We start from the raw sequence: 26,353 nt of genomic DNA, 5'->3' as shown, positions 1-26,353 counted from the left end.
GCAGCTACCTCGGGGTGAAGAGCAACTGCGGCACACCGTTGAGTTCGGTGCACGTCACATCAATGCCGTATACCGGTTCCAGGTTCTCGGGCACAAGAACGGCGCCCGGCACCCCAGCGGCAACGATGCGACCGCGGTCCAGCAGCACCACTTGGTCGCAGTAGCGCGCCGCCAGGTTGAGATCGTGCAACACAACGATCGTGCACAGCGGCAGCCCCGCGACCACTGTGAGCAGCTCATGCTGATAGCGCACGTCGAGGTGGTTCGTGGGTTCATCGAGCAGCAGATGGGTCGCTGCTTGCGCGAGTGCCCGAGCGATGAGAACCCGCTGGCGTTCACCGCCCGAGAGCTCGTCAGTTGAACGATCTCGCAAATGCAGGATACCGGTCTCCCGCATAGCTTGTTCGGCAGCACGCTCATCCTCTGCGCGATAGCTCTGCCACCCGGAGAGATGAACAGACCGGCCAAGGAGCACAGAATCCCAGGCGGTGAGCGGCAACCCCGAGGGTTCTTCTTGAGAAACAATCGCGAGTCTGCGCGAGCGGTCGCGCGCGCTGAGTTCGCGTGCCTCCTCGCCGTCGATCATGATTCGCCCCGCTGACGCAGCGAGCGCTCCCAGGATGGCACGCAAGACAGTGGACTTGCCCGAACCATTCGGCCCGACCAGCCCGAGTGTTCCGCCGTCGAGGGCAGTCAGAGAGACCCCTGCCACGGCGGCGACCCGCCCGTAGTTCACGGACAGGTCGCCGACAGTGATCATTCGGAGAGGGTGGCAGTGCTGTCGATCACCGAACGCAGCCCACGAATAGCGTCGGGGTCAGGAGCGAGGTCGGAAGCGAGCACACCAATCACCGAGTTGTTGCGCACCGCCGTGAGATCGCTGGTTCCCGGCTCAGAAAGCAACAGTGCCTTCGCGGTCTCGAAGTCTTCACCGTAGAGACCGTAGGCAAGAACGATGACAGCGGGGTCGGCGTCGAGCAGAGTCTCAACATTGGTTTCGAGGTACACCGAAGGTTCAGCTTCGTAGACGTTGGTCAGCCCAGCGCGAGCCAAAATATCATTAGCGATACCCTGACCACCGCGAGCAGACAACGTTGATGCTGGTGAGAAGTAGTAGACGACGGCAGCCGACTGCGGTTTTCCCGCAGTCGCATCCGCGTCAAGCTCGTCGAGTTCTGCACGCAACTCAGCCACGTTCTCTGCCGCCGCATCCTGGGTTCCAAAGATGCTCGCGAGACGCTCAATGTCGGCAAAGATGGCGTCAAAATCTGTTGATCCGGTGAGAGCAGCGTCGTGGCTGCATTCCCCATCAACGACAATGTTCGTCACGCCCGTGGCCGCGAGGTCTTCATCGGTGGAGTTGAAGAGGCCGTAGCCGACGACGACATCGGCTTGGGCGCCGACGATCTTCTCGGTGGTGGGATCGGAGGGGTCCAGAATCGGCACTTCGGCGAGGTCTACCGACAATCCGGCGGGAAGTTCAGCCCCGAACTCGCCCGAACGCGCCACGATGCGATCAGCAGCCCCGGCAGCATCAAGCAGAGACAGCGCCGACGTTCCAATTGTGAGGATGCTCGCCGGTTCGCTCTCGATCGTCAGGTCGCTGCCGCAGTTCGTGATGGTGAGTGGGTAGTTAGCACCGGTTGCGGGGTCAGCGGTCGCGGCGTCGCCCTGGGTCGCGCATCCCGAAGCGCCGAGGACTATTGCCACGACGGCAGCCGAGATGAGCGGCAGCCGAGCAGCCGTACGCCTAGTGGTGATCATTGTCATAGGAGGTTTCTTTCTTGTTGATGGATGAACAATTCGGCCGGATGGCCGAGGTGAAGTCGGCGATCAGCGAGAGCTGAGCCGTCGAACGAGCAAGATCAGAAGCGGTGTTCCGATGAGGGCAGTGAGCACCCCGAGCGGGAGTTCTCTGGGCGCGAATGCAGTCCGGGCAAGCGCGTCGGCCCAAATGAGCAGAAACCCGCCGAGCAGCCCAGCGACCGGGAGCGACACCCGATGGGTTGAACCCACCAGCCGTCGTGCCAAGTGCGGAACCACTAGCCCGACGAAGCCGATCGCACCCGAGACGGACACCGCTGCCGCAATTACGACACTCACGACAAGCGCTGCGAGGGCCCGAAATCTCGTGGGGTCGGTGCCAAGAGCTCGCGCGGTGTCATCGCCGATGGCGATGGCGTCGAGGCGTCGCGACCACCACATCAAAAAGAAGACGGCAATCGCTACTCCGGCGAGGGCAATGGGTAGCGATTGCCAGCGGGCTTGACCGAGGGATCCGAGCATCCAAAACAGCACCGCCCGAGTGCCGTCTCGAGAGTCACTGGCGAACACGAGGAAGTTGGTGAGCGCTGCGAGCGCAAAGCTGACGGCAATTCCTGCGAAGACGAGTCGGGTAGGTATGAGCCTTCCGCCCAACCGCGCGATCGAGAAGACGAGCACGATTGCCCCTGCCGCACCGAGAAAGGCACTGCCCGTGAGGGCAAGCGCGCCAGCTCCAGCACCGAATCCGAACAGGATGCTGGCAGCAGCTCCGGTGGATGCCCCTGACGAAATACCTAGTAGGTATGGGTCGGCAAGAGGGTTTCGCACAAGCGACTGCACCGCGACCCCTGTCATAGCCAGGGCGGCCCCCACAAGAATGCCCAGCACGACTCGGGGTACGCGAATGAGCCACACGATGTTGTCATCTGAGCCGGGTATTTGTTCGCCGATTGAGAAGAGGTGGAATGCGATCACGCGCGTTACGACATCGGGGGCAATCGCGACCGGACCGATGCCAACGGTGACAATCGCCGAGGCGGTAATGGCGATGCTGAGGCCGAGAATCCAGAGAATTCCGCGCCGTTGAGACACGCGGTGTGACCCCACGTTTTCCCGCGGAATCGCGGGCGTGGGCGGTGCCTTGGGAGCACTGCGCTGGATTCGGGTTGTTGTCGACACGGTTTCGTTTCTGTGGGGGTTTGTGATAGTTAATTGATAACCATTCTCAGTAATAAGTCAAATTAGACACGAGGCTTCGTGATCCACCTCCGCCTTCTCCGGCTTGCCGGCACCGCCGCCCCACTGCTGAGCACTGTCGTACTCGCCGGGATTGCCCTGAGCGCTGTCGCCGTCGCTCAAGCCGTCGCGACTGCAGAACTTTTCGCCGGCATCGTCTCGGGCACAAGACTGCAGAACCTCCTGTTACCCACGATCGTGTTCGCCGCCGCTCTGCTCGTGCGGCCCGCGATCTCGATGCTGCGCGAACTCACCGTGCACGCCGTCGCCGGGCGCATCAAAGAAGAACTGCGCACCCGCATCCTCAACGCCGAAATCGACGCCGGACCAATCGCCACCAGCAGCTCGCGCAGCGGAGAACGCCAATCACTCGTGGTCGACGCCGTCGAAAACCTTGAGCCCTACTTCGGTCGCTACCTGCCCCAACTGGTGGTGACTTTCGTCACCGGCGCCTCACTGATCGTCGTGCTCGCCACGATCGACCCCATCGTGGGTCTCGTTGTCGGCGGTGTTGCCCTCGCTGTTCCCTTCGTGCCACGGCTGTGGGATGCCGCCCTCGCCGGTCGCGGAGAACAACACTGGGCCGCCTACTCCTCCCTCCACGCCGACGTCGTCGATTCGATCCGCGGGATGCCCACCCTCAAAGCACTCGGAGCGGTTCAACGGCGCCGCGACGAACTCGCGCAATCCGGCAACAACCTGCTGAAAGTGACTCTCGCGCAACTGAAACTGTCGCTCGTGGAATCAGGCCTCACAAGCTTCTTCCTCATCGCCGGGCCCGCCATCGCGCTCATTGTCGGCACACTCCGCGTGACCAGTGGAGACCTCGACCCGGCAACCCTGTTCCTCGTCACGATGCTGTCGTTCGAAGTGTTCCGCCCCTTCCGCGAACTCGCCATGCACTGGCATGCCGGCTACGCCGGAGTATCCGCGGGCAATCGCATCCTGTCGCTACTGAATTCCACAGCCACAAAGGACTCGCTTCGAGTTTCACGGAGCGTGGCCGGCTCAGGGGTCACAGGAAACTCGGCCATCGCAGGCTCTACGCGCGCCGCATACCCGAGCACGGGCAGCACCGCCGCCGTCTCGGCGGAGGGCTTCAATTTCCGTTACCCCGGCGCCGACCGCGATGCACTGCACGACCTCACGCTCACGATTCCCACCGCCACCACCGTCGCGATAGTCGGCGAATCGGGATCGGGCAAGTCAACCTTCGCTTCCGCCCTGCTCGGTTTCGCTCTCCCCTCCGCCGGAGAACTCACCCTCTGCGGCACATCCACGAAAGAACTCGGCAACGAGGGATGCTCTCCCCTCGTTTCCCTCGTCGCTCAAGATCCCGTTCTCTTCACCGGCACCATCCGCCACAACCTACTGCTTGTGGCGCCGGAAGCCAGTGACAGCGACCTCGCACGTGCCCTCTTCGACGCCGGGGCCGAAGAGCTGCTCGACCCCACCCGAGGTGGACTGGATGCCCCCATTGGAGACAATGGTGGCCTGCTCTCCGGAGGTCAACGCCAACGACTTGCCATCGCCCGTGCCCTCCTGCGCGATAGCCCCATCCTTTTGCTCGACGAAGCCTCCAGCGCCATCGACGCCCGCCGCGAGAACGCCATTCTCGAACGATTACGCGAGACGCGTCGAGCAGACGGCTCCGCTCGCACCACGATCGTGATCGCCCACCGGCTTGCGCCCATCCGCACTGCCGACATCGTGTTCGTTTTTGACAACGGATGCGTGGCCGAATCCGGTAGCTACAACGATCTTCTCGCACAGAACGGGGTGCTTGCTCGCCTTCACGCCGCCCAAGCACCAGGAGTGATGGCATGAAACAGGCGCTGCGAAACTCGACCCCTGCGCGATTGTTGGGCCCGATCATCCGCCTGCTGACGGTGATGGGACCGCAGCGGATGCTCCTTGTGCGCTCAACACTGAGCATGACGGCCTACCAAATGTTTGCTGCCGCTGCCGGAGCACTGAGCGTCGGACTCGCCGCGACCATCACCGCACAGTCCACTGATACCCGCGTCGCCACAGTTTTGGCGGCGGGGCTGATCGCTGCCGTACTCGCGAACGGCCTCTTCACCTGGATCGAGTCATGGCTGAGCCACGTTCTTGCGTACCGGGTGATTGAAACGCTGCGATTGCGGGTGCATGACGCGATCGAGCGAATCACCCCCGCAGGGATGAAACGTCGCCGCGCAGGGGAGGTAGCCGGCTCAACAATGGCTGACGTCGAGGCACTGGAATGGTTCTACGCACACACACTCGGATCAGCGGCCAACGCGGTCCTCGGCCCACTCGCCGTCACCGCGGCACTCGTCACCCTCGTGGGCCCGACCGGCCTCATCGCACTTCTCGGCGCGATCGCGCTGCTCACGGTCCCCTGGCTCTTCGCAGCACTCCAAGCGCGACAAGGCCGAGAGGTGCGCACCGAACTCGGTCGCTTGACCGCCATTTCGTTCGAAGGCGCCGAAAGCTTGCGCGAGATTCTCGCACTCGGTCTCGGAGCACGCCATCTCGACGAAGTGCGCGCCGCCACCCGCCGACTCCAACGCCGCAAGCGGACCTTCGCCCTCCGGTCCGGCATCGAAACCGCTATCGCTGACGCGATCGTTGCGATCACAACCATCGGAACGCTCCTCGTGCAAGCGGAACGTGTCGCCACCGGGCAACTTTCGGCAACACTGTTTCCTGTCGCACTCGTGCTCACCGCAGCAACTTTCGCCCCCGCGGTCGCAATCTTCGCTGTAGCCCAAAAGCTGGGCGAAGTTTCTGCCGCCGCCGAACGAGTGCTCGACGTGATCGACGCCCCCGCTTCGGTGAACGACCACCCCACTCCGGTGACGCTCCCAGCCGCAGGGTCAGCAGCCACGGGGTCAGGCGCAGTCTCGCTCGAGAATGTGCATTTTGGCTACAGCCCCACAGAACCTGTTCTCACCGGAGTCACCCTCCGCATCGCTGCCGGTGAAACTGTGGCGATCGTGGGCGTCTCCGGCTCAGGAAAATCGACCATCGCCTCCCTGCTCGTGCGGTTTTGGGATCCCACCAGCGGCAACATCCTGCTCGACGGCGTACCGCTCAGGTCAATCGCCGGCAACCGCGTGCGCGAAGACGTACTGCTCGTGGGCCAACACCCCTACCTCTTTCGTGGCACCGTGCGATCAAACCTACTGTTGGCCAAGCCGGATGCCTCCGACCGCGAGCTTTGGAACGCTCTCGATCACGCCGTCCTTGGCCCCACCATTCGCGCTTGGCCTGACGGCCTAAGCCACCGAATCGGTGAAGCCGGCGCGACGATGTCTGGCGGTCAACGTCAACGTCTCGCTCTGGCACAAGCCTTCCTCCGTGACCCGGCCATTCTTGTGCTCGATGAGACTTCCGCGCACCTCGACGCTCTGAGCGAGAGCGAGCTCGGCGCGACAATCTCGAGCCTGCGTGCCGGGAGGACGACAATCGTCATCGCTCACCGACTCGCGACCATCGCGCGGGCATCGCGCGTCGTATTTCTTCACGACGGCGGCATCCTCGTCGAGGGAACCCACCACGAACTGATCTCCACAAGCGAGGAGTATCGGTCGCTGATCGGTCACCCAGCCTCCACTTCCCCAGCCATTTCGGCAGCTCTGCCGAGATCCATCACAACCCCGAAAGGAGGTGACAACAATGCAGACCATCGCCATTACGCCGATCGCGACTGAGCGGAACGAGAACCAGATTCTCGCCCCCAACGCGAACAACCACGGACACGTGTCCACCGCATTCGCCTGGGCCTAAGCCCTTGTGACACCACTAGGGTGCCTCGCTGGTCAGCGGCGAGGCACCCGAACCCTGACAATTCTTCTTCGCTCGCTCCCCTCCCAAAGGAAGGCATCATGCCCAGCACCGTCTTCACCACGCCTCACCTTGAGATTCGTGCGCTCCCCAGCGAACGCACGCTCATCACTACTCCGCAGGGAAATTCATTCGCCCTCGACATTGCAGCCGACACCGCCACCAAACTGGTCGAAGCGATCTCGAGCGGCACCGTCTCGCCGTCATTGCCGGCGGGCTGGGAAGCGAGCGCCGCAGCGCTAAAACAACTCCTCACCGCAGAGGATGTTTTCACAAACGCGAGCGACGACATTAGCAACAGCGCCACTGCGGACGTGGACGTGGACGTGGACTCGGACGTGGACACCTCACAGGACTCGGATGCTCTAGTCGACTATGACAACACGGATGGCACAAACTCCCACCGCGGAGACCTTCTTGTCCTGGGAGACCGCGCCACCGCCTCGGCCCTCTACCGCGCGGCCACACGCATCAGCGCTGGTGCGAACGCGGGCACGAGGCCTTCAGTGCGAGTCGTTCCCGCCGACGACTGGCAACGCGTCATCCATCGCGCCTTTCGTACGGGCGAGCTGCTCGTGCACTGCATCCGGGGAGGGGACGACGCCACCTTTATTTCCTTTGATCGACTCTGCTCTGATGCGCGCACACCGTGGGTCGCTCTCGAACTGACCCGCTCTGCGGTCTGGCTTGGGCCCTTTGTGCACCCCGGAACCGGCGCAAACTATGAGGACTTCGCTGCCCGCCGCCTCGCCGCGGCCTTCGACCCTGTCGCCCACCGTGCACTCCGCACCCCCGCTATCGGAGGTGACAGTGGAGCGGAGCCGCACCAACTCGACACCGCGTTCGCGATAGTAGCGCGCACCCTTGCCGACACTCAGAGCCAGCGCGGTGACATAGTTTTCGAGATCAACGCGTCCGGAATTTCGCCCCACCCGGTGCTTCCGCTGCCCGCGAGCGTCATTTCGCACTCTCTCCCCCATAGTGTGAGCGATCTCGTCGACCCGATCACGGGACTCGTGCAGCGCACCCGCGCCGTGGCCCATCACCCCAGCATTCCCGCCTCCCTCGCCACCGCCCAAAGCGACGTCTGCAATATGCGCCGCGTATCGCGGTGGGCCAACAACACGTCCTGCCAAGGCTCCGCGTTCAACGACCCTGGCCAGGCTGCGGCGAGCGCCGTGGGAGAAGCTGTTGAACGTTACTGCGGCAATCTCCTCGACACGCTACCCGTCACTTTTGGCAGCTACCGCGAGCTCTCAGCGAAGTCAGCAATGCGGGTTCTCAATCCGGAATCACTCGTCCTGTACTCCGACGAACAATACGACACCCCAGGCTTTCCTTTCGTGCGCATGACGGCAGACCTGCCCGTCCACTGGGTATCTGGGCGCTCTCTCACCGCCGGCGAAGACATCCTAGTTCCCGCAAGCATGGTGTACGTGAACTGGTTTACGGCCGGCTATTCAGGGGCACCCGTCACCAACTTCTGTCCCTTCGCCGGCATTGCCGCTGGCCCCACCATGGATTACGCCGTGGCCTCCGCGCTTGAAGAAATAATCGAGCGCCACGTCACGATGGTGTGGTGGCTCAACGCCCATCAATTCGACGCCGTCATACCGACCCCCGCCATGGATGCCCTCTGGGCTGATGTGCCCGACTCCTTCGGTCAGCGTCCTTCAATCGTGATGCTCGACAACGAGTTCGGGGTACCGGTTGCAGCTGGCGTGCTGCATAATGACGTCGACACCCTCGTCAATGTCGGCTTCGCCTGCCGCAATACCGCCGAAGCTGCAGCGCTTAAGGCGTGGACCGAGGCGTGCACGCTGCAAGAAGGCAGCCGTGATCTATTACGAACCGATGGTGCCCACTGGGATGCGATGGCTCGCGGCGAGCTCAATAGCCGTTCGTTCAAACCGTGGCGTGCTGACCGCGCCTATCTCGACTCGTACCGCTCCGATATGAGGGACTGCGACGACCTCATGGTGCAACAGCAAGTGCTGCTCGACCCGCGCGCAGTAGGGCAGGTCGCGCCCTTGCTCGAACGCCGCGCTCTGCGCCCCATTGCTGACCTGCCGTCGCTTCCTGATCGTTCCGTTGAGGGTTACCAAGCGGCGATCGAAGCTCAAGGGCACGAAGTGATTGTTGTCGACATCACATCGGCAGATGTTGCAAGCACCGGGATGGCGGCAGTGCGTGTCATCGTTCCCGGAACGGTGGGCAATGCTCCTGCCGCCTTTCCCTTCTTGGGCAGGCGTCGGGTGCAGGATTTGGCTGTCGAGCTGGGGTGGCGCGATGTCGCGCTGGCAGAGGGCGACCTCAATTACTTCCCGCTACCTCACGCCTGATGCCTTCAGCGGTGGGGGCGATTGAACGCCGAATCGACATCTACATCCTCAATTCGTTCGAATGTGTTGCCGTCGGCAGTGATGGCCAGTTATGGCATCTCGCGACTGCCGCGTCGAACCTTCTCAGCGCCGAGGGAGAGAGCGTTGTGCACGAGCTCCGCCCGCGAGTGCAGCAGACGGCCACTCCACGGCACTCACGTGGCGACTCCAGCGCACCATCGGCGGCTGGCATGATCTCCATCGCGCACGGAGTCGATTTCGGTGGCGAACGCGGGACCACACACGTGGTGATGTTTCCCTTTGCTGGACACTGGCATCGCGTCCTCCTTACCCGTGGCAGCGCGGTCGCGACGGCAACGCAAGCAATCGACTGCCTGTCATCGACAATCGCGGATGCCGCCACCGCCGCCGCCCTGCGAGAGCCCGCCGCCGTGGCCGATCCGATTCAATCGCTCCTCGACGACGAGTGCAGGACACCAGAACCCGGAGTGCTCGAACGGTGGGTTGATGGTGGGTGGCATTCACACTCCCTCACGCCAGCGCCCATTGTCGATCCGGTTACGGGAATCCTGCATCAGGTTCGACGCCGATCCAACATTGCACCGCTGCCTATGGGCTTTGTGCACCTGCATGCTGAACTCCCTCACCTGCAGAGTGTAGACCCCCTCTTCACCCCGGATGCGCTGGCTCCGGCTGGAGCGCTCGATGACGGTCAGCGATCCAGCGCAGAGTTGATCGAACCGGGTTTGCTCTCTGGCGTCGCGCACTACTGTGGGACTGACCTTGGCCAGGGCGAGCGAGAATACGCCTCGAGCGAGGCCATCCGCCATCGTGGTGAGCGATACTTCGACCTCGCATCGTGGCAGCCGCACGATCCGGCGCTCCACACACAGGCCGGATTCCCCTTCAGTGCCCTCAGCCCCAGCACCGGCATTGACTGGATGCAGGGTCAGGATGCCGTAGGGCCCGTGTGGGTTCCGCAGAGTCTCGTATACGCCGATTACCTTCGCGGCAGTCGCGATTCCGCTCTGCCCACGAATACCAACAACCTCGTCGGCCTTCAGGCTGGTCGCTCGTGGGCAGAGGCGGTGGAACGTGCTGCCGCCCATGTTGTGGCCCATGATGCGGTGGCCGTTTGGTGGTCGTCAACTGAACGGGCTAGCGCTGTTCCACTCCCGCACGTGGTCCGCACGGTATTCTCGGCCGCTTCGCTTCGGGTGAGGGCGCTGGCAATCCGCTCCACCTTCGGCGTCCCCGTGCGGCTCGCGGTCATTGATGACGAGAACGAGAACATCATCTCCCTCGGCTTTGCCGCTCATGCCAACACCGGGGAGGCTACCGAACTTGCCGTCGTTGAGGCTCTCATCCAGCACGCTTCCGCTCATGACCTCGCTGGAGAAAACAGTCTCATTCGTAGCTCAGCAGGTTTGGGAAACGGTGCGGTCGCCGGCCTCGCCGGGTGGCTTCCCCACCGGCACTACGCCCACGCGTTCGGGGCGCGTCATCGCGGGCTCATCGACCCTATGGCGCACGTGCAATTCGGCCTCGATCCGAGGGTCGTCGCCACCACCCGATGGCGTACGACCCCCAGCGAACCCACCCATGGTCCCGAGCAAACCTCCGCCGTGAACTCGATTGCGCGTGCTGTGGGTTCGCTATTGACCACGGTGGATGTCACGACCAGCCGGGCGCACACGGCAGGGTTCCGTGCGGTGCGGGCTCTCGTTCCCGGGCTCGCCCGATTGCAACCAGCAGCTTTTCCACTCGGACCCTCCGCGCGTCTGGCTCACGCCCGGGAGCAACTGGGCTGGAGCGCTGCCGCTACCGCCGAGCCCTACCCAGGCTGGTGAAGCTGCCTAGTGTTCGTGCACGGTGTGAGGTTCGATTCGATTCGGTTCGGTTAGTTGCCGCCCTCGAGGAGGGTGACGTCGATCGGGCTGTAACCGGCACCGGTGGTGTCGACACCTTCGGCTTCGAGCTCTTCGAGTGCTTGAGTGATCCAGTCGTTCGACCAGGCGGTCGCCGGTGGCTCCTCGGTGATGGGGCTCGCGCCCGATTCGTTGACGGCGCTGAGCGCACCCTTCACGGTTTGCTCCCACGCCATTTCGTCGATCACGCCAATTCCGTTGGGTGCCGGCCAGATGAGCTTGTTGGTCTCATTGACCATCCACAGCTCATGGCTGGGGCCCCAGCCAGATCCGGCGGCGAGGGTGATATCGGCGGACGCTTCAGGGTTCTCTCCTGAGTAGATCCACCCCTTGACGACCGCTTTCAGGAATTTGACGGTGGTTTCTTGGTACGCCTCATCACTTTCGAGGCGCTCGGTGTCAGCCCAGAGTGCATCCTGGAGCATGGCCCCAACGGTGTCTTGATAGCTGATGACGTTGAAGTCCTCAGGCTGGTAAAGCTCACCAGTGTCGGGGTCGGTCGACTCAAGAAGCTGTGCGTATTCGTTGTAGGTCATGGCCTGGGCGGCATCGATATCGCCCTGCAGGAAGGCGTTCATGTTGAAGTCCTGGGTGATGATCTGCACTGTTGAGGAGTCGAGGCCCTCTTCGGCCATGGCTGCAAATATCTCCCACTCGTTGCCGAAGCCCCACGAACCGATCTTTTTGCCTTCGAAGTCGGCGACAGAGTCGATTCCTGAGTCAGCCCACGACACCTGGAGGGTGCCAGAGGTCTGGAAGATCTGGGCGATATTGGTGAGGTTGGCACCCTGCTCGATGGAGCCAAGCACCTTCGGAACCCAGGCAACCGCATAGTCAACATCGCCGTTTGCGAGAGCATCCTGCGGAACAATGTCACCACCGGAGGGGATGATCTCAACGTCCAACCCTTCGTCTTCGAAGTAGCCCTGATCGGCGGCGGCAAAGTAACCGGCAAACTGGCCCTGGGGCAACCATTGGAGTTGGAGTTTCACCTCGGTGAGGCCCTCGCCGTCGCCGTTGCCGGCGCCATTGCCTCCCCCGTCGCCAGTCGAGCAAGCCCCGAGAAGAAACGCAGCCGTGACGGCGAACGCTCCAGCCGCAAGTGCGCGGCGATTATTGTGCTTCATGTCAGTCCTTTCAGAATCTCGATTCATATGGATACTGCGGGTAAAGCGGGGCGGTCATGAGGAGCCCCCCGTGGGAACGCGGCGCAGCACGAGTCGTTCGAGTGCGAGCGTTCCGAGGTAGAAGAGTAGACCGAGGGCGATGGATGCCGCGACATAGGCCCATGCTCTGGCGTACGCGCTTGAGGCTGCCGAGGTAGCGATGAGGCTGCCTAGGCCACCTCGCGGGCCACCGAAGTATTCGGCAACAAGCGCGGAAATGACGGCGAGGGACGACGCGATTCGGATGCCCGTGAGAATGAAGGGCCGTGCTGTGGGAAGTGTGAGCCAGCGCAGCAGCTGCCCAGAGTTTGCCGCGTACGCCCTCATGAGGTCGCGATGCACGGGCCTGGTTTGCCGAAAGCCGCGCAGCGTGTTGATAAAAATGGGAACGAACGAGGCGATCGCGGCAATCGCTTGGCGACCAAATTGGCTGTCAGCCCCAAACATCGAATTGAGTACGGGTGCGAGAGCGACAATCGGTACAACAGCGAGTGCGGCAATGATCGGGGCACTCATCTGATCAGCGATGTGCCACCGGGCGGCAATTGCCGAGAGCACGATGCCGAGCAGCGAACCGACGATAAGGCCGAGCAGGGCATTCGTTCCCGTGAGAATCGTCGCGGAAACTACCGCCGGCCAGAACTCGACGAGTTCGCCGACGATCGAAGCCGGACTCGGCAGCAAATAATCGGAGACCCCTCCGACTGTCACGAGAAGCTGCCACATGCCAAGCACAATCAGGCCCAGAGTGATGGGTGCCACAACACGGAGCGTCGATTCGGTGCGCGGACTCCACTGGCGCTTTCGGCTCGTGCCCGCTCCACCCCGGGGCGTCATGATCGAGTTCGCGGCTGTGCTGGTGCTCATCGAGTCTCTGCTCATCGAGTCTCTGCTCATCGAGACTCCACTCCTTGAGCAGATCGCGCTTCGAGCCCGGGTTGGTCTGCCGCCCCGCCGTGCAGCGCTTCGCGCACCTCGGTCACCATCTCGAAGAACGCTGTATCTTCACGCAACTCGTCGGTGCGATCCTCGCGACCTGCGGCAGCGCCGAATCGCATCGGCACTATCTGGCTGATTCGGCCCGGTCGCGGCGACATGACAACGACACGATCGGAGAGGAACACTGCCTCGGGGATGGAGTGCGTCACGAAGACCACAGCTGCCCCGGTATCAGCCGCGATACGAACGAGATCGGTTTGCATCTTCTCGCGGGTCATCTCATCGAGCGCCCCGAACGGTTCATCCATCAGCAGCAGCCGTGGTTCTTCGGCGAGTGACCGGGCAATCGCAACCCGCTGCTGCATACCGCCAGAAAGCTGGTCGGGAAACCGATCGGCAAACTCGTTGAGGCCGACCATGTCGAGCAATTCGGCGACACGAGACCGACGAGTTGAGGATGCCACACCATGAAGTTCGAGCGGTAGTGCAACGTTCGCGGCGACGGTGCGCCAGGGCAGTAGCCCGGCCTGCTGGAACGCAATTCCGTAGTCCTGGTCAAGACGCGCCTGCGTTGCGGTCTTGCCAAAGACGGTGAGATCCCCAGCACTGGGCGTATCAAGGTCGGCGATGAGTCTCATGAGTGTGGACTTGCCGCAACCCGAGGGTCCGATGAGTGACACGAATTCGTCATCAGCGATGGTGAGGTTGATCGCCTCGAGCGCGTTCACGATGCCGGATGCGGTTTCGAAGTGCTTGTCGACCCCGCGCACCTCAACGGCTGCAGCTTCAGTGAGGGCAACGGCATCCGTCTGGTCATTCTGAATTGCTGAAGTGGGGATGTGATCGCTCATGCGGTCTCCTCGGTTCGTCGGTAGTCCTTGAGAATCACGCCGAGCAGAGCAACGGAACCGGCCGCTACGAGCCCGAGCACGATGGCGCCGAATATCGGTGCCCATGCTTTTGCTGGGTCGCCCGACGCCTGCCCGGCGAATTGGATGAGAAGGCGCCCAATGCCACCCTGGAGCCCTGTTGAGACCTCGGCAACAACCGCACCAATGACGGCGTTCGCGGCGCCAAGTCGAAGGGCCGGCAAAAGGTAGGGCACTGCTGCCGGAAGTCGAAGACGCTTGAGCGTCGCCCAATAGCCCGAGGCGTACGTCTCGAATAGTTCGACATGGATGCGGTCAGGAGACTGCAGTCCCTTGAGGGCGCCAATGGTTATCGGAAAAAACGCAAGATAGCTCGCGATGAGGGCCACCGACATCCAGTCCTGCCACTCGAAACTGCCGATCTCCACGCGCGAGCCCCAACTTTTTACCACGGGAGCAAACGCGATAAGGGGCACGGTCTGGCTAATGACAATCCACGGCAGCAGGCCAAACTCGGCTAACCGCCACCGCTGCATCACGAGCGCAAAACTGACACCTACGACGACACCGACCAGCCAGCCTGCCGCAGCAATGCCCAGCGTGGTTGCGGCGGCGAATCCAACGACCGCCCAGAGGGGCAATGCGTCATCAGCGCGAGTGACGGGCTCGGCGAGACGCACCAGCATGTCCCAGAGATGGGGCATTGCGAGATCTGTTGTGCGCGGCAGCACGCGAAGCTCGCCGATGGAGAAGCCGTCGGCGGGCCCCAAAAACTTGTACCCCTCCCACAGCAGAGCGATCAGCAGCACCCCGGCGATACCCCAGGTGAAGCCACCAACAAGGCGAAGGCGCGCCCGGTGTGACACCGCGCTTGCCGGCCTCGCCGAGCGGATGGCAGCATCCGCACGGCGGTCGTCCCGGGTGGCTGTCATCGGCTCACACTTTCGCAGCCACAGTGTCTGCGAAAGCAGGAATCACGGTCTCGCCGTACACCCTCAACGTCTCTTCTTTGTTGTCGTGTTGCAGGTAGCCAGCGAATTGATCAACACCGAGTTTTCTGAGTTTCTCGAGCTTCTCGATGTGCTGCTCAGCGGTGCCCATGATGCAGAAGCGGTCGACGATCTCGTCAGGAACGAACGCAGCGTGCGAGTTTCCGGCACGGCCGTGCTGGTTGTAGTCGTAGCCTTCACGGTCGGCGATGTAATCCGTCAGCGCCGTCGGTACCGAGCCGTCGGCACCATACTTCGCCACGATGTCAGCCACATGGTTGCCGACCATGCCTCCGAACCAACGGCACTGGTCGCGCATGTGCTCCCAGTCATCACCGATATACATGGGGGCAGCAACACAGAACTTGACGGACATCGGGTCTCGGCCGACCGCTTCGGCCGCATCGCGTACCTTCTTGATCATCCACTCGGCGATGTCGAGGTCGGCAAGCTGCAGAATAAAGCCGTCGCCAACTTCACCGGCAAGTTTCAGCGCGAGCGGGCCATAAGCGGCAACCCACACCTCAAGTTCGGAACCGTGGCTCCACGGAAACTGCAATTGAGCCCCGCCGTATTCGACCGAGCGCGAGTTCGCTAGTTCGCGGATGACGTGGATCGACTCGCGCAGATCCTTGAGCGTTGTTGGTTTGCCGTTAGTCACACGCACTGCCGAGTCGCCGCGCCCGATACCGCAGATGGTGCGGTTGCCGTACATCTCGTTCAGGGTCGCGTACGTGGATGCCGTGACAGTCCAATCACGGGTCGCCGGGTTCGTCACCATCGGCCCAATCGTAATCTTTCGAGTTTCGGCCAGAATCTGGCTGTAGATAACGTAAGGCTCCTGCCACAGGATGTGCGAGTCGAATGTCCACACGTGGCTGAAGCCGTGGGCTTCGGCCAGCTTGGCGAGCTGCACCGTGCGTGATGCGGGTGGGTTGGTCTGCAGTACTGCTCCGAAGTCCATGGGGCTCCTCGTTCGTGGTGGAAGATTGGGCGACGCGAAGGAATCTGTTTAGGTCAGGTACTGAGTGAGACCGCGCTTCATGAAGCGGCCGTCACCTTTCGTGCCGAGGTACTGGTCATCGGCAACGATCACTTTGCCGCGCGAGATGACGGTGTCGACGCGACCATCAATTTCGAACCCTTCCCAGGCCGCATGATCCATATTCATGTGGTGCTTCCTACCGGTCGGCTTGCCGTTCTCATCGACGGGCATACCAATCGAGGTGTGCCCGTTGGGGTCATACACAACGATGTCGGCGTCCGCTCCGGGCTGGATGACGCCCTTTCTGCCGTAGATTCCAAACATTCGTGCGGGCGTGGTGCTGGTCAGTTCAACCCAGCGTTCGAGGGTGATCTCGCCGGTGACAACACCCTGGTACATGAGGTCCATGCGGTGTTCGACCGACCCGATTCCGTTGGGAATTTTGCGGAAGTCGGCGAGCCCCAGCTCTTTCTGGTCCTTCATGCAGAACGGGCAGTGGTCGGTGGACACCATTTGCACATCGTTGGTGCGCAGTGACTGCCACATTGCCTGCTGGTGGCCCTCTTCGCGCGAACGCAGCGGAGTCGAACACACCCATTTGGCGCCCTCGAAGTGACCGTACTGCTCGCTCTGCGCGCCGAGCTGTTCTTCGAGGCTCAAGTAGAGGTACTGGGGGCAGGTTTCGGCGAAAACGTTCTGGCCGCGATCGCGAGCACCAGCGATTTGCTCGACCGCTTGCTTTGCACTGACGTGCACCACATACAGTGGCGCGCCGGTGAGCTTCGCCAGCATGATGGCGCGGTGCGTGGCCTCCTCTTCCATCTCCCAGGCCCGGGCAACTCCGTGATAGTACGGGTCCGTTTTGCCCTGCGCTACCAGTTGCTCGGCAAGCACGTCAATGACCGGACCGTTTTCCGCGTGCATCATCGTCATGAGGCCGGTGTCGCGCGACACCTGCATTGCCTTCAGGATTTGTGCGTCATCCGAATAAAAAACTCCCGGATACGCCATGAACATTTTGAAGCTTGTGATGCCCTCGTCGGGGAGGCGTTCCATCGCCTTCAACGATTCCGGGGTGACATCGCCGACAATCTGGTGAAAGCCATAGTCGATCGCGCAGTTACCTGCCGCCTTCTCATGCCAGGTGGCGAGGGCATCCTCGATGCGGGTGCCGTAGGTTTGCACAGCGAAGTCGATGATTGACGTCGTGCCTCCCCAGGCGGCAGCGCGAGTGCCCGTCTCGAACGTGTCGATCGCTGCCGTGCCGCCGAACGGCAACTCCATGTGGGTGTGCGCATCAATGCCGCCGGGGATGACGTACTTGCCGGTGGCATCAATGACACGGTCGACGGATGCCGCAACATCCGTTCCGAAGAGGGTGCTGCCCGGTGACAGCACTGCTGTGATTACTTCGCCGTCGATGAGAACGTCGGCGGGTGCCCGGCCTGTTGAGCTGACGACGGTTCCGCCAGAAATGAGAGTGGTGGCCATGGTTCGCTCCTTTACGGCTTCGGGATTGAGGTGTAAGAATCCGGACGACGGTCGCGGTAGAACTGCCAGTCGTCGCGCATTTGGCGAATCAGATCCATGTCGAGGTCGCGAATCATGAGCTCCTCGTCGGTGCCTGATCCGCGTTCGCCCACAAAGTTGCCGCGCGGGTCGATGACCTGGCTGGTGCCATAGAAGTCGACCGCTAGTTCACCATATTCGTTGTCTTCGCGGCCAACCCGGTTCGGCTGCAACACAAAATAGCCGTTGGCGACGGCCGCCGCGGGGCCTTCAACCTCCCACAGCCGGTTGGAGAGTCCCGGTTTGGTGGCGTTCGGGTTGAACACAATCTGCGCGCCGTTGAGGCCAAGTTCACGCCAACCTTCAGGAAAGTGGCGGTCGTAGCAGATGTAGAGACCGATCGGGCCGACCGCGGTGTTGAAAACGGGGTAGCCGAGGTTGCCGGGGCGAAAGTAGAACTTTTCCCAAAACCTGTCGAGGTGCGGGATGTGGTGTTTGCGGTACGAGCCGAGGTTGGTGCCGTCGGAGTCAACGACGACCGCGGTGTTGTAATACACCCCCGGCATGTCTTCTTCATAGATCGGCAGAATCATGACCAGATCGAGTTCTTTGGCGAGTGCCTGAAAACGCTTCACGATCGGGCCATCAACAGGCTCCGCGTAGGCGTAATACTTCTTATCTTCGGTAATCCCGAAATATGGGCCGTAGAACAACTCTTGGAAGCAGATGATCTGAGCGCCCTGATCTTTCGCATCACGAGCAAACTGCTCATGCTTTTCGATCATCGACTCTTTATCGCCGGTCCAAGTGGTCTGAGTTATTGCTGCGCGAACCATTGTCATGGTGCCTCCTGCTTAACTGGGCGTCCTGATGACTACTTATCATGGCCCTTTGCTCGCGGAGAGGCAATGGTCGTGTCAGGAATCTAGACCGCTCGTAAGCGCGCTTGCCAAACTCTTTCACGTTGTTTGTTGTTCTCTGCTGCTGCGAAAACGGTGCGCACTTCGCTGGCGTAGAGCACCGAATCGGGGGCGCGGTCGGCAAGCCCCTCGAAGCCAGCGACGGCCAATAGCCCGTCGTCGAGGTGTAGCAGTGTTGCCGGCTGCAGGGGCCACGGTTCGTGGTGATTGCGGCAGTAGATGGTGGCTCCGCGGTGGGTTTCGTGAAACGCCCAGCGCGCTGTGAGAAATGTGGCGAGGGGGTCGGCTGCGAGGGCAACGCTCGCTGCTGGATCGTCGGTTGGTTGCACAATGATGTGGGATGCGGCATCCGGTTGGCCGTGTCGTCGTGTTTTGTAGGCCACTTTGCCGTCGCGCTGCCCAATCTTCATTGAGGCCCACTGGTAGGGCAGGCCGAAGGCGGCGCGTGCCATCAGTACCGGGATCAGGTGTGAGGCTTCGAGGGAGACGAAGACGACGCCGCGGCGGCCCTGCTCATCGATTGAGTAGAGGCGCACATTTACTTCAGGAAAATCGCCGAGCCACGGGATGCTGGGCCCACCAAAGAAGGAACTTTTCGACATCTGGAAGGCGATGATTCCGACCCAGCTGCTGCCGTCAAAAACGTCGGGACGGCACCCGGCGGGCATGTGCGGTTCAACGAGGCTGGGGTCGACTCGCCAGTGCAGGAAGCTCACTTCGCTCCAGCGTTGGCTCAGAATGGTGGCGCTGCCGAGCGGGGGCGCTTCGCGGGGGATCATCGGGGCAGTTGGTTGTCGCGTCGGGTGAAGGGGCGCCACACCACCACCTGGTCGGCACGTTCGGTGCGGGTTCCTGCTTTGAGCGAAATCACTTCTCCGGCGGAACCGGCCGCAAAAACACGACGCCCCGGCCGGGAGAGCAGTTCATCGGCCAGCGCAGCCTCAAGTTCGTGCACCCGAGAACTCAGCTCACTGACTCGGTTTTCGAGGTCGAGAATCCGCTTGATGCCTTCAAGGTTGAGCCCTTGCGCACTGAGCGCGGCAATCTCGCGCAATTGCATGACGTCGCGCATGCAGTAGCGTCGCGACCGACCGCTGGTTCTCGTGGGGGAGACGAGACCCAGGCGGTCGTACTGTCGCAGCGTTTGCGGATGCATGCCTGCCAGCTCTGCCGCAACGGCAATAGCAAGGGCGGGCGTGTACTCATCCATTGGGGTTAGCTCCTGGCTCGGGCAATCAGGTCGTCGCGCGGGTTTTCGCTTGGCATTGCTTTGGCGAATGCTTCCAGGTGTTCGAGTGCGGCTTCGGGGATGCGGTTGGGCACCGCTACCTGCACTTCGGCCAGCAGGTCGCCGGTTGCTCGGGTTGTGGTCACTCCCCGACCTTTGACTCGCAGCACTCGGCCACTGGGTGTTCCGGGGGCGACTTTCAGTTTCACCGGGGCGCCTCCTAGGGTGGGTACCTCTATGGTGGCTCCGAGCGCCGCTTCCACAAACGTCACCGGCACTGAAACCCGAAGGTTGTTGCCTTCGCGTTCAAAGATGGGGTGCTTGCGAACGGTCACGGTGAGCACCAAGTCTCCTGATTGGCCACCATTGGGGCTGGCTTCGCCCTTGCCTTTGAGGCGGATCTTTTGACCGTCGTTGACTCCCGCAGGAATCTTGACGTTCATGGGCCGGCCGCCAGCGGGCTGCAGTTTGATTGTTTCGCCGTTGATAGCGGTTGCGAAATCGAGGGTGGTGGTTGCGGCTAGGTCGCGACCTTTCGCGGGTCCACCCCGAAAGCCAGCCGGGCCGCCCGCACCACCGCCACCGAACATTCCCCCCAGCAGGTCTTCAAAGCTCGAGCCCGATTGCCCGCCGTATTGTTGGCCACCGCTGTAGCGCTGACCCCCACCACCACCGCCAAACATTCCCCCGAAAACATCTTCGAAGCCGCCGGATTGGCCGCCCGCGGTGAAGCGTGCGCCCGATCCCATGGCGCGAACCTGATCGTATTCTTGTCGCAGTTCTGGGTTGGAGAGCACCGAGTGCGCTTCACTAATTTCTTTGAAGCGCGACTCTGATGCGGGGTCTCCGGGGTTGGAGTCGGGGTGAAACTGTCGCGCGAGTTTGCGATAGGTCTTTTTGAGCTCTGGGGCGGACACATCTTTCGATACTCCGAGCACGGCATAAAAGTCCTTATCGAACCAGTCTTGGCTTGCCACTACACGCCACCTCCGGGTTACTGGGTTGGGCCGGAGACGGCAACCTTCGCGGCGCGAACAACGCGCTCACCAAGAATGTAGCCAGGCTCGAACACGTCGGCGATGGTGTTTTCTTTCGCTTCCGGGTCGGTCAGGTGCACAACAGCTTCATGGAAGGCGGGGTCGAAGACTTCGCCTTTCTCGCCCACTTTGCGCAGGCCAAACCGCTCAAAGCTGGACGAGATCTTGTGTGCAACCAGTGCCAGCGGGGTGCCCTCGATGATGTCGCCGTGCTTGTCTGCACGATCGAGGTCGTCAAGTGCTGGCAGCATCGACCGGACTACGTCGGCGATGACCGCTTCGCGATTGGTCACCCGATCACGTTCAACGCGGGAGCGAAAGTTCACCAGTTCGGCTTGAGCACGCAGCATCTGATCACGCATCTCAGCCACGAGATCGCGGCTCGCATCCTCGAGCAGTTGCTGGTCTTCTGCGCTCAACTCGTTTGCTACGGTCTCGCCATCGGTCAGCTCAGCATCGGCGTCCGCGTTCGAGTCCGCGCCGGCATCGGCGTCGGCCCCGTGCTCGGCGGCTGCGTCGGGGTGAGCAGTGTCATCCACTGATCCTGACGCCATCTCTGCACTGCCGGCGGGTTGCCCCTCGCCTGCCGCGGAGTCTTCTGCAGCAGACGAGGGGGTCGCACGGATGTCGCCGGTTTCCGGATCGACGCGACGCTTGTCGCGAATCACCGGCTCCTTGTGCTCGTCGTGGTCCTTGTTCTTCTTGTTCTTGTTCTTGTCTGACATCTATTTTTTGTCCGTTGTCGATTCGGGCTCTTCGTCGTCGACCACTTCGGCATCGACGATGTCTTCGTCAGAGTTCTCGTCGGCGGGAGCTTCGGTGCTTTCTGCAGCCTCAGGGTTTTCTTCCTGGTGCTTGTAGATTGCTTCGCCCAGCTTCTGCTGGCTCTCGCTCAACTTGTCGAACGCGGTCTTTACTGCGGCTTCGTCGTCACCGGCGAGTGCCGTGTTGAGTGCGTCGACATCGGCCTGAACCTCGGCCTTGACCTCGTCGGGCAGCTTGTCATCGTTGTCCTTGATGAGTTTTCCGGTGGAGTAGGCCAGCTGCTCAGCACTGTTGCGAACCTCGGCGGCCTCGCGACGTGCTTTGTCGTCCGCGGCGTGCTCTTCACCCTCGCGCACCATGCGCTCGATGTCATCCTTCGACAGGCTTGACCCACCGGTGATGGTCATCGATTGCTCCTTGCCGGTGCCCTTGTCTTTGGCAGACACGTGCACAATGCCGTTGGCATCGATGTCGAAGGTAACTTCAACCTGCGGGATGCCGCGGGGGGCCGGGGCGATGCCGGTGAGCTCGAAGGTTCCGAGGTTCTTGTTGTCGCGAGTGAACTCACGCTCACCCTGGAACACTTGGATCGACACTGACGGCTGGTTGTCATCCGCTGTGGTGAAGGTTTCGCTTCGCTTGGTGGGGATGGCGGTGTTGCGGTCGATGAGCTTGGTCATCATGCCGCCCTTGGTTTCGATGCCGAGGCTCAGCGGGGTGACGTCGATGAGGAGAACGTCTTTGCGCTCGCCCTTCAGCACACCGGCCTGGAGCGCGGCGCCGACGGCGACGACCTCATCGGGGTTGACACCCTTGTTGGGCTCTTTGCCACCGGTGAGCTTTTTGACGAGCTCCACAACGGCGGGCATGCGGGTGGATCCACCAACGAGTACGACGTGCGCCACCTCGCTGAGTTTCACACCGGCTTCTTTGATGACGTCGTTGAAGGGCTTGGTGACGCGCTCGAGCAGGTCTGCGGTCAGTTCTTCGAACTTGGCGCGAGAGAGGGTCTCGTCGAGGTTGGCTGGGCCATTCTCGGTGAGCGAGAGGTACGGGAGCTGGATGCTCGCGGAGGTCTGCGACGAGAGCTCTTTCTTTGCCTGCTCGGCGGCTTCCTTAAGGCGCTGCTTGGCGATCTTGTCGCCAGAAACGTCAACTCCGGTCGAGTCTTTGAAACGCTGGATGAGGTAGTCAACAACGCGGGCATCCCAGTCGTCACCACCGAGGCGGTTGTCACCCGAGGTGGAGCGCACCTGAATGGTGGAGAAGTCGTCGTCTTTGCCCACTTCGAGCAGCGAGACGTCGAACGTTCCGCCACCGAGGTCGAAGACGAGAATGAGTTCGTCTTCTTTTCCCTTGTCGAGGCCATACGCGAGGGCGGCAGCGGTGGGCTCGTTGATGATGCGCAGAACGTTGAGGCCCGCGATTTCACCGGCTTCCTTCGTTGCCTGACGCTCAGCGTCGTTGAAGTATGCGGGAACGGTGATTACTGCGTCGGTGACGTCTTCACCCAGGTACTGTTCGGCGTCGCGCTTGAGCTTAGCCAGCGTGCGGGCCGAGATCTCTTGCGGGGTGTACTTTTTGTCGTCAATTTCGACTTTCCAGTCAGTGCCAATGTGGCGCTTGACGGAGGCGATGGTGCGGTCAACGTTGGTGACGGCTTGGCGCTTGGCGGTTTCACCGACGAGAACTTCGCCATCTTTGGTGAATGCGACGACGGATGGCGTGGTGCGCATTCCTTCGGCGTTTGCGATGACGGTGGGTTCTCCACCTTCGAGAACAGAAACCACTGAGTTCGTGGTTCCGAGGTCAATTCCTACTGCTCGAGCCATGTGCTCTTACTCCTTTAAGCGGTTGAGTGTGCGAACTTGAGTCGCTTGGTATCAAGTTTCTACCCCCGGCGGCTCAGAGTCAAGCTGTGTAGCTGAAAGTTGAGTGTGTATGACTCAAGTGTGCGTGTTTTCCGTTGCGCCAACAATTGTTTACCCCGCACCACTAGCCTGATCGCATGAACGACAAGCTTCCCGACGATGGTGTCGACCGCATTCCCACCGTTCCCCGCGTGTCCCGTACGCGCGCGATTGGCACGGTGGGGCAGGGTCTCATTGCTGATGCGGCTATACCTAAAAGCCGGGTTCGCGCATGGGCCCTGTGGGATTGGGGTTCGGCATCCTTTAATGCTGTCGTCACCACGTTCGTCTTTAGTACGTATCTGGCCAGTGGCCTCTTCATCGATCCGGAGATTCTTGCGGCGGCCGGTGATGACGCCAAGAATCCAGCCCTTGTGCTCGCGAAGGCGAGCAATACGACCGTGATTTCGGGTGCACTCACTATTGCGGGGGTGCTGGTGGCGGTGCTCGCCCCCATTCTGGGCCAGCGATCTGATGGCTCGGGTCGCCGCAAACTGTGGCTCGCCATCAATACCGGGCTGGTCATTCTGGCGATGGCCGCCATGTTCTTTGTGGTTCCGGTGCCGTCATACATTTACCTTGGTGCCGCTCTTCTCGCGGCCGGCAACATCTTCTTCGAGTTTGCGAGCGTCAACTACAACGCGATGCTGGTGCAGGTCTCAACGCCCACAACGGTGGGCCGCGTGTCGGGCTTCGGTTGGGGTATGGGCTATATCGGCGGAATTGTTTTGCTGATCATCCTGCTGGTGTTGTTCATTCAGAACTTCGGTAGTGAGACCGGCAACGGGCTTCTCACTGTGCCGTTCGGTTCTGAGGGTGGTGCGCTCGATGTGCGGTTCGCGATTCTGGCGTCGGCGGCGTGGTTCGCTATCTTTGCGATTCCAGTGTTGGTGGCGGTGCCCGAGATTCCGGCAGGAACCCGCGAAAACCGGGTGAGTTTCTTTGCCAGCTACGCGAAACTTTTTGGCACCGTGAAATTGTTGGCCAAGAAGAGCCCCCAGGTGTTGATGTTTCTGCTGGCCAGTGCCGTCTTTCGTGACGGTCTTGCCGCAGTGTTCACTTTTGGGGCCATTATTGCCGCGCAGGTGTTCGGGTTCAGCCCCAGCGAGGTCATCTATTTCGCTGTTGCCGCGAACCTGGTTGCCGGCATCGGCACCTTTATCGGTGGTTGGCTCGATGACCGGCTGGGTGCCAAGAATGTGATCATCGCGTCGCTGGCGGGGTTGGTTCTTGCGGGGCTCAGCGTGCTTCTGGTCGGTGACGCAAAGACAGGCTTCTGGATCGCCGGGCTGTTCCTCACCCTCTTTGTGGGCCCGGTGCAGGCGGCAAGTCGCAGCTTCCTGGCGCGCATTACGCCTCCGGGGCGTGAAGGCGAGATCTTTGGTCTCTATGCAACGACGGGGCGTGCGGTCAGCTTCTTGGCGCCGGGTCTCTTCACAATGTTTGTGTCGCTGACCGGTGACACCCGCTTCGGCATCATCGGAATCGTGCTGGTGCTGGTGGCGGGGCTGCTTCTCATGCTCCCGGTCAAAGCAAAGCAGTCGATGATCGACTAGCTCAGGGTTTGCTGGCCATGTCTAAATTGCGCTGGTGCGCTGGGTCTTTGCAGGGGATGCTTGGGCTATGACTTCTCATTCCTCTTCTCCAGCCGCTCGCGCCGAACTGCTTCGCTCACTGCACGTTCCGGGAACACCGCTCATCGTTTCCAATGTGTGGGATGCCATCACCGCACAAATTGTTGCGAAGGCTCCCGGTGTTCAGGCGCTGGCCACGGCCAGTCATTCGATCAGCTTCGCCCACGGGGTGGCCGACGGCGAGGGTCTCAGCGTCGACCAGGCAATTTCTGTTGCATCCACCATCTGTAGCGCAGTGGAGATTCCGGTGTCGGTCGATTTTGAGAAGGGCTATTCGGTGGATGCCGCTGGCGTGCAAGCCAATGTGGAGCGTCTCATCGCGGCGGGGGCTGCGGGGCTGAATATCGAAGACAGCTCCGGCCCGGCCAAGGCTCCCCTCTTCGATATCGAGCACGCAACAGCGCGGGTTGCTGCAGCACGCGCTGCCGCCGATGCCACGGGCGTGCCAATTGCCATTAATGCCCGGGTCGATGTGCTGGCTGGTGGTGGCGAGTGGGATGACATGGTGGCCCGCGCCAACGCGTACCTTGCGGCCGGTGCCGATTGCGCTTTCGTGTTGGGGCTGACCGATGAAGACAAGGTTGAGAAGGCTCTTGCCGCCGTAAACGGCCCAATTTCGGTGATCGCGGCCCCCGGCTACGTGCCGTTGGCTCGTCTGGCCGAGTTGGGGATCGCCCGGGTAAGTTTTGGGCCACGCACGCTGGGACTCGCGCTCGCACACCTGCAGGCTGCAGCCACACAGTTGACGGCTCTGGGTGACTACCCCGAGGAGCTCGGTTTCTCGTACTAATGGGGAGTAGTCTCGGCTCATGAACACCCAACAACCCATTAGTTACTGGGTGAAGCTCGTTGATCGTCTCATTGATGACCTTTTTGCGAGCACCCTTGAGGAGCATGGCATTACGCGACGACAGTGGCAGCTGCTGAATGTGTTGGCGGCAGGGGCGGCCGATGTTGAGAAGCTCGATATCGAGATTGCCCCCTATCTGACGCCGGCGATAGCTGGTGTTCCGCCTTCACCCGGCACTCACTCTTCGTCGTTAGAGTCGCTGACGGAACTTGTGGAGAGTGACTGGTTGTCGACGGATGGGGCTCACTATCAGCTGACGGCTCGCGGCAGCACGGTTGTTGAGCGGCTCACCGCGGTAATCGCGACTGAGCGTCAGCGTGCAACCGTTGGTGTCACCACCGAGCAGTACGGCACGGCGATCACGGTGCTCGAGACGATGGCGCGAAACCTCAACCCGGAGGGTGAGTCGTCGGCGCCGCCACCGGTGCCTTAGGCCTGCCCAGTTGGGCGT

General features: G+C 61.7%; 22 protein-coding genes. 7 read left to right on the top strand and 15 right to left on the bottom strand.

Annotated elements, in window-relative coordinates; translation table 11 throughout:
* Positions 1-4: 4 nt before the first annotated feature.
* The 3 genes from FB472_RS08395 to FB472_RS08385 all read right to left on the bottom strand — a co-directional run bounded on the left by FB472_RS08395 (position 5) and on the right by FB472_RS08385 (position 2,943).
* A complete protein-coding gene (locus FB472_RS08395; RefSeq protein ID WP_141990518.1) occupies positions 5-760 on the bottom strand; it encodes an ABC transporter ATP-binding protein in 756 nt (251 codons plus the stop codon).
* Positions 757-1,770 carry an ABC transporter substrate-binding protein gene (locus FB472_RS08390; protein ID WP_141990517.1) on the bottom strand — a complete coding sequence of 338 codons (1,014 nt, stop codon included), beginning with the start codon at positions 1,768-1,770 and terminating at the stop codon, positions 757-759. Before FB472_RS08390 ends, FB472_RS08395 begins: the two co-directional genes overlap by 4 nt.
* A gap of 63 nt (positions 1,771-1,833) precedes the next feature.
* The gene (locus FB472_RS08385; protein ID WP_246078146.1) at positions 1,834-2,943 is read right to left on the bottom strand and encodes a FecCD family ABC transporter permease; all 1,110 of its coding nucleotides are present in this window, start codon (positions 2,941-2,943) and stop codon (positions 1,834-1,836) included.
* A 78-nt stretch (positions 2,944-3,021) separates the two neighbouring features.
* On the opposite strand from FB472_RS08385, the gene FB472_RS08380 reads away from it, so the two are divergent.
* The 4 genes from FB472_RS08380 to FB472_RS08365 all read left to right on the top strand — a co-directional run bounded on the left by FB472_RS08380 (position 3,022) and on the right by FB472_RS08365 (position 11,023).
* Entirely contained in the window at positions 3,022-4,827 is a 1,806-nt protein-coding gene (locus FB472_RS08380; protein WP_141990516.1) for an ABC transporter ATP-binding protein/permease, read from the top strand.
* A complete protein-coding gene (locus tag FB472_RS08375) occupies positions 4,824-6,698 on the top strand; it encodes an ABC transporter ATP-binding protein (RefSeq protein WP_141990515.1) in 1,875 nt (624 codons plus the stop codon). The genes FB472_RS08380 and FB472_RS08375 overlap by 4 nt, the downstream gene beginning before the upstream one ends.
* A gap of 174 nt (positions 6,699-6,872) precedes the next feature.
* The gene (locus tag FB472_RS08370; protein ID WP_141990514.1) at positions 6,873-9,173 is read left to right on the top strand and encodes a YcaO-like family protein; all 2,301 of its coding nucleotides are present in this window, start codon (positions 6,873-6,875) and stop codon (positions 9,171-9,173) included.
* Positions 9,173-11,023 carry a YcaO-like family protein gene (locus tag FB472_RS08365; RefSeq protein ID WP_141990513.1) on the top strand — a complete coding sequence of 617 codons (1,851 nt, stop codon included), beginning with the start codon at positions 9,173-9,175 and terminating at the stop codon, positions 11,021-11,023. The genes FB472_RS08370 and FB472_RS08365 overlap by 1 nt, the downstream gene beginning before the upstream one ends.
* 50 nt (positions 11,024-11,073) lie before the next feature.
* Here FB472_RS08365 and FB472_RS08360 read toward each other — a convergent pair whose 3' ends face one another.
* The 12 genes from FB472_RS08360 to dnaK form a co-directional block, all read right to left on the bottom strand.
* Complete coding sequence (locus FB472_RS08360; RefSeq protein ID WP_141990512.1) at positions 11,074-12,228, bottom strand: ABC transporter substrate-binding protein; 1,155 nt, start codon at positions 12,226-12,228, stop codon at positions 11,074-11,076.
* Positions 12,229-12,282: 54 nt separating this feature from the next.
* Positions 12,283-13,134 (bottom strand): ABC transporter permease, encoded by an 852-nt coding sequence (locus FB472_RS08355; protein WP_141990511.1) that lies wholly within the window; start codon positions 13,132-13,134, stop codon positions 12,283-12,285.
* A 26-nt stretch (positions 13,135-13,160) separates the two neighbouring features.
* Positions 13,161-14,057, bottom strand: coding sequence for an ABC transporter ATP-binding protein (locus FB472_RS08350; RefSeq protein ID WP_141990510.1), 897 nt, complete (start codon positions 14,055-14,057; stop codon positions 13,161-13,163).
* A complete protein-coding gene (locus FB472_RS08345; RefSeq protein WP_141990509.1) occupies positions 14,054-15,007 on the bottom strand; it encodes an ABC transporter permease in 954 nt (317 codons plus the stop codon). Before FB472_RS08345 ends, FB472_RS08350 begins: the two co-directional genes overlap by 4 nt.
* 4 nt (positions 15,008-15,011) lie before the next feature.
* On the bottom strand, positions 15,012-16,028 hold the full coding sequence (locus FB472_RS08340; RefSeq protein ID WP_141990508.1) for a TIGR03842 family LLM class F420-dependent oxidoreductase: 1,017 nt from the start codon (positions 16,026-16,028) through the stop codon (positions 15,012-15,014).
* Positions 16,029-16,076: 48 nt separating this feature from the next.
* Positions 16,077-17,540: a dihydropyrimidinase gene (gene hydA / locus FB472_RS08335; protein ID WP_141990507.1), complete on the bottom strand. Its 1,464-nt coding sequence runs from the start codon at positions 17,538-17,540 to the stop codon at positions 16,077-16,079.
* Between the two features lie 11 nt (positions 17,541-17,551).
* On the bottom strand, positions 17,552-18,400 hold the full coding sequence (locus tag FB472_RS08330; protein WP_141990506.1) for a nitrilase-related carbon-nitrogen hydrolase: 849 nt from the start codon (positions 18,398-18,400) through the stop codon (positions 17,552-17,554).
* An 83-nt stretch (positions 18,401-18,483) separates the two neighbouring features.
* Positions 18,484-19,257 (bottom strand): YqjF family protein, encoded by a 774-nt coding sequence (locus tag FB472_RS08325; protein WP_141990505.1) that lies wholly within the window; start codon positions 19,255-19,257, stop codon positions 18,484-18,486.
* Positions 19,254-19,688, bottom strand: a complete 435-nt coding sequence (locus FB472_RS08320) for a heat shock protein transcriptional repressor HspR (protein WP_141990504.1) — start codon at positions 19,686-19,688, stop codon at positions 19,254-19,256. Before FB472_RS08320 ends, FB472_RS08325 begins: the two co-directional genes overlap by 4 nt.
* 5 nt (positions 19,689-19,693) lie before the next feature.
* The gene (locus tag FB472_RS08315) at positions 19,694-20,683 is read right to left on the bottom strand and encodes a DnaJ C-terminal domain-containing protein (protein WP_141990503.1); all 990 of its coding nucleotides are present in this window, start codon (positions 20,681-20,683) and stop codon (positions 19,694-19,696) included.
* A 17-nt stretch (positions 20,684-20,700) separates the two neighbouring features.
* On the bottom strand, positions 20,701-21,468 hold the full coding sequence (locus FB472_RS14410) for a nucleotide exchange factor GrpE (protein WP_246078145.1): 768 nt from the start codon (positions 21,466-21,468) through the stop codon (positions 20,701-20,703).
* A complete protein-coding gene (gene dnaK / locus FB472_RS08305) occupies positions 21,469-23,340 on the bottom strand; it encodes a molecular chaperone DnaK (RefSeq protein ID WP_141990502.1) in 1,872 nt (623 codons plus the stop codon).
* Between the two features lie 176 nt (positions 23,341-23,516).
* Here dnaK and FB472_RS08300 point away from each other — a divergent pair, with 176 nt between their 5' ends.
* The 3 genes from FB472_RS08300 to FB472_RS08290 all read left to right on the top strand — a co-directional run bounded on the left by FB472_RS08300 (position 23,517) and on the right by FB472_RS08290 (position 26,335).
* A complete protein-coding gene (locus FB472_RS08300; RefSeq protein WP_246078144.1) occupies positions 23,517-24,974 on the top strand; it encodes an MFS transporter in 1,458 nt (485 codons plus the stop codon).
* A gap of 67 nt (positions 24,975-25,041) precedes the next feature.
* Positions 25,042-25,842, top strand: coding sequence for an isocitrate lyase/PEP mutase family protein (locus FB472_RS08295; protein ID WP_141990501.1), 801 nt, complete (start codon positions 25,042-25,044; stop codon positions 25,840-25,842).
* Positions 25,843-25,861: 19 nt separating this feature from the next.
* Positions 25,862-26,335: a hypothetical protein gene (locus FB472_RS08290; protein WP_141990500.1), complete on the top strand. Its 474-nt coding sequence runs from the start codon at positions 25,862-25,864 to the stop codon at positions 26,333-26,335.
* Positions 26,336-26,353: the final 18 nt, after the last annotated feature.

The organism is Rhodoglobus vestalii, assembly GCF_006788895.1.
Taxonomy (GTDB): Bacteria; Actinomycetota; Actinomycetes; order Actinomycetales; family Microbacteriaceae; genus Rhodoglobus; species Rhodoglobus vestalii.
This window is presented reverse-complemented; position numbering and strand designations above follow the sequence as displayed.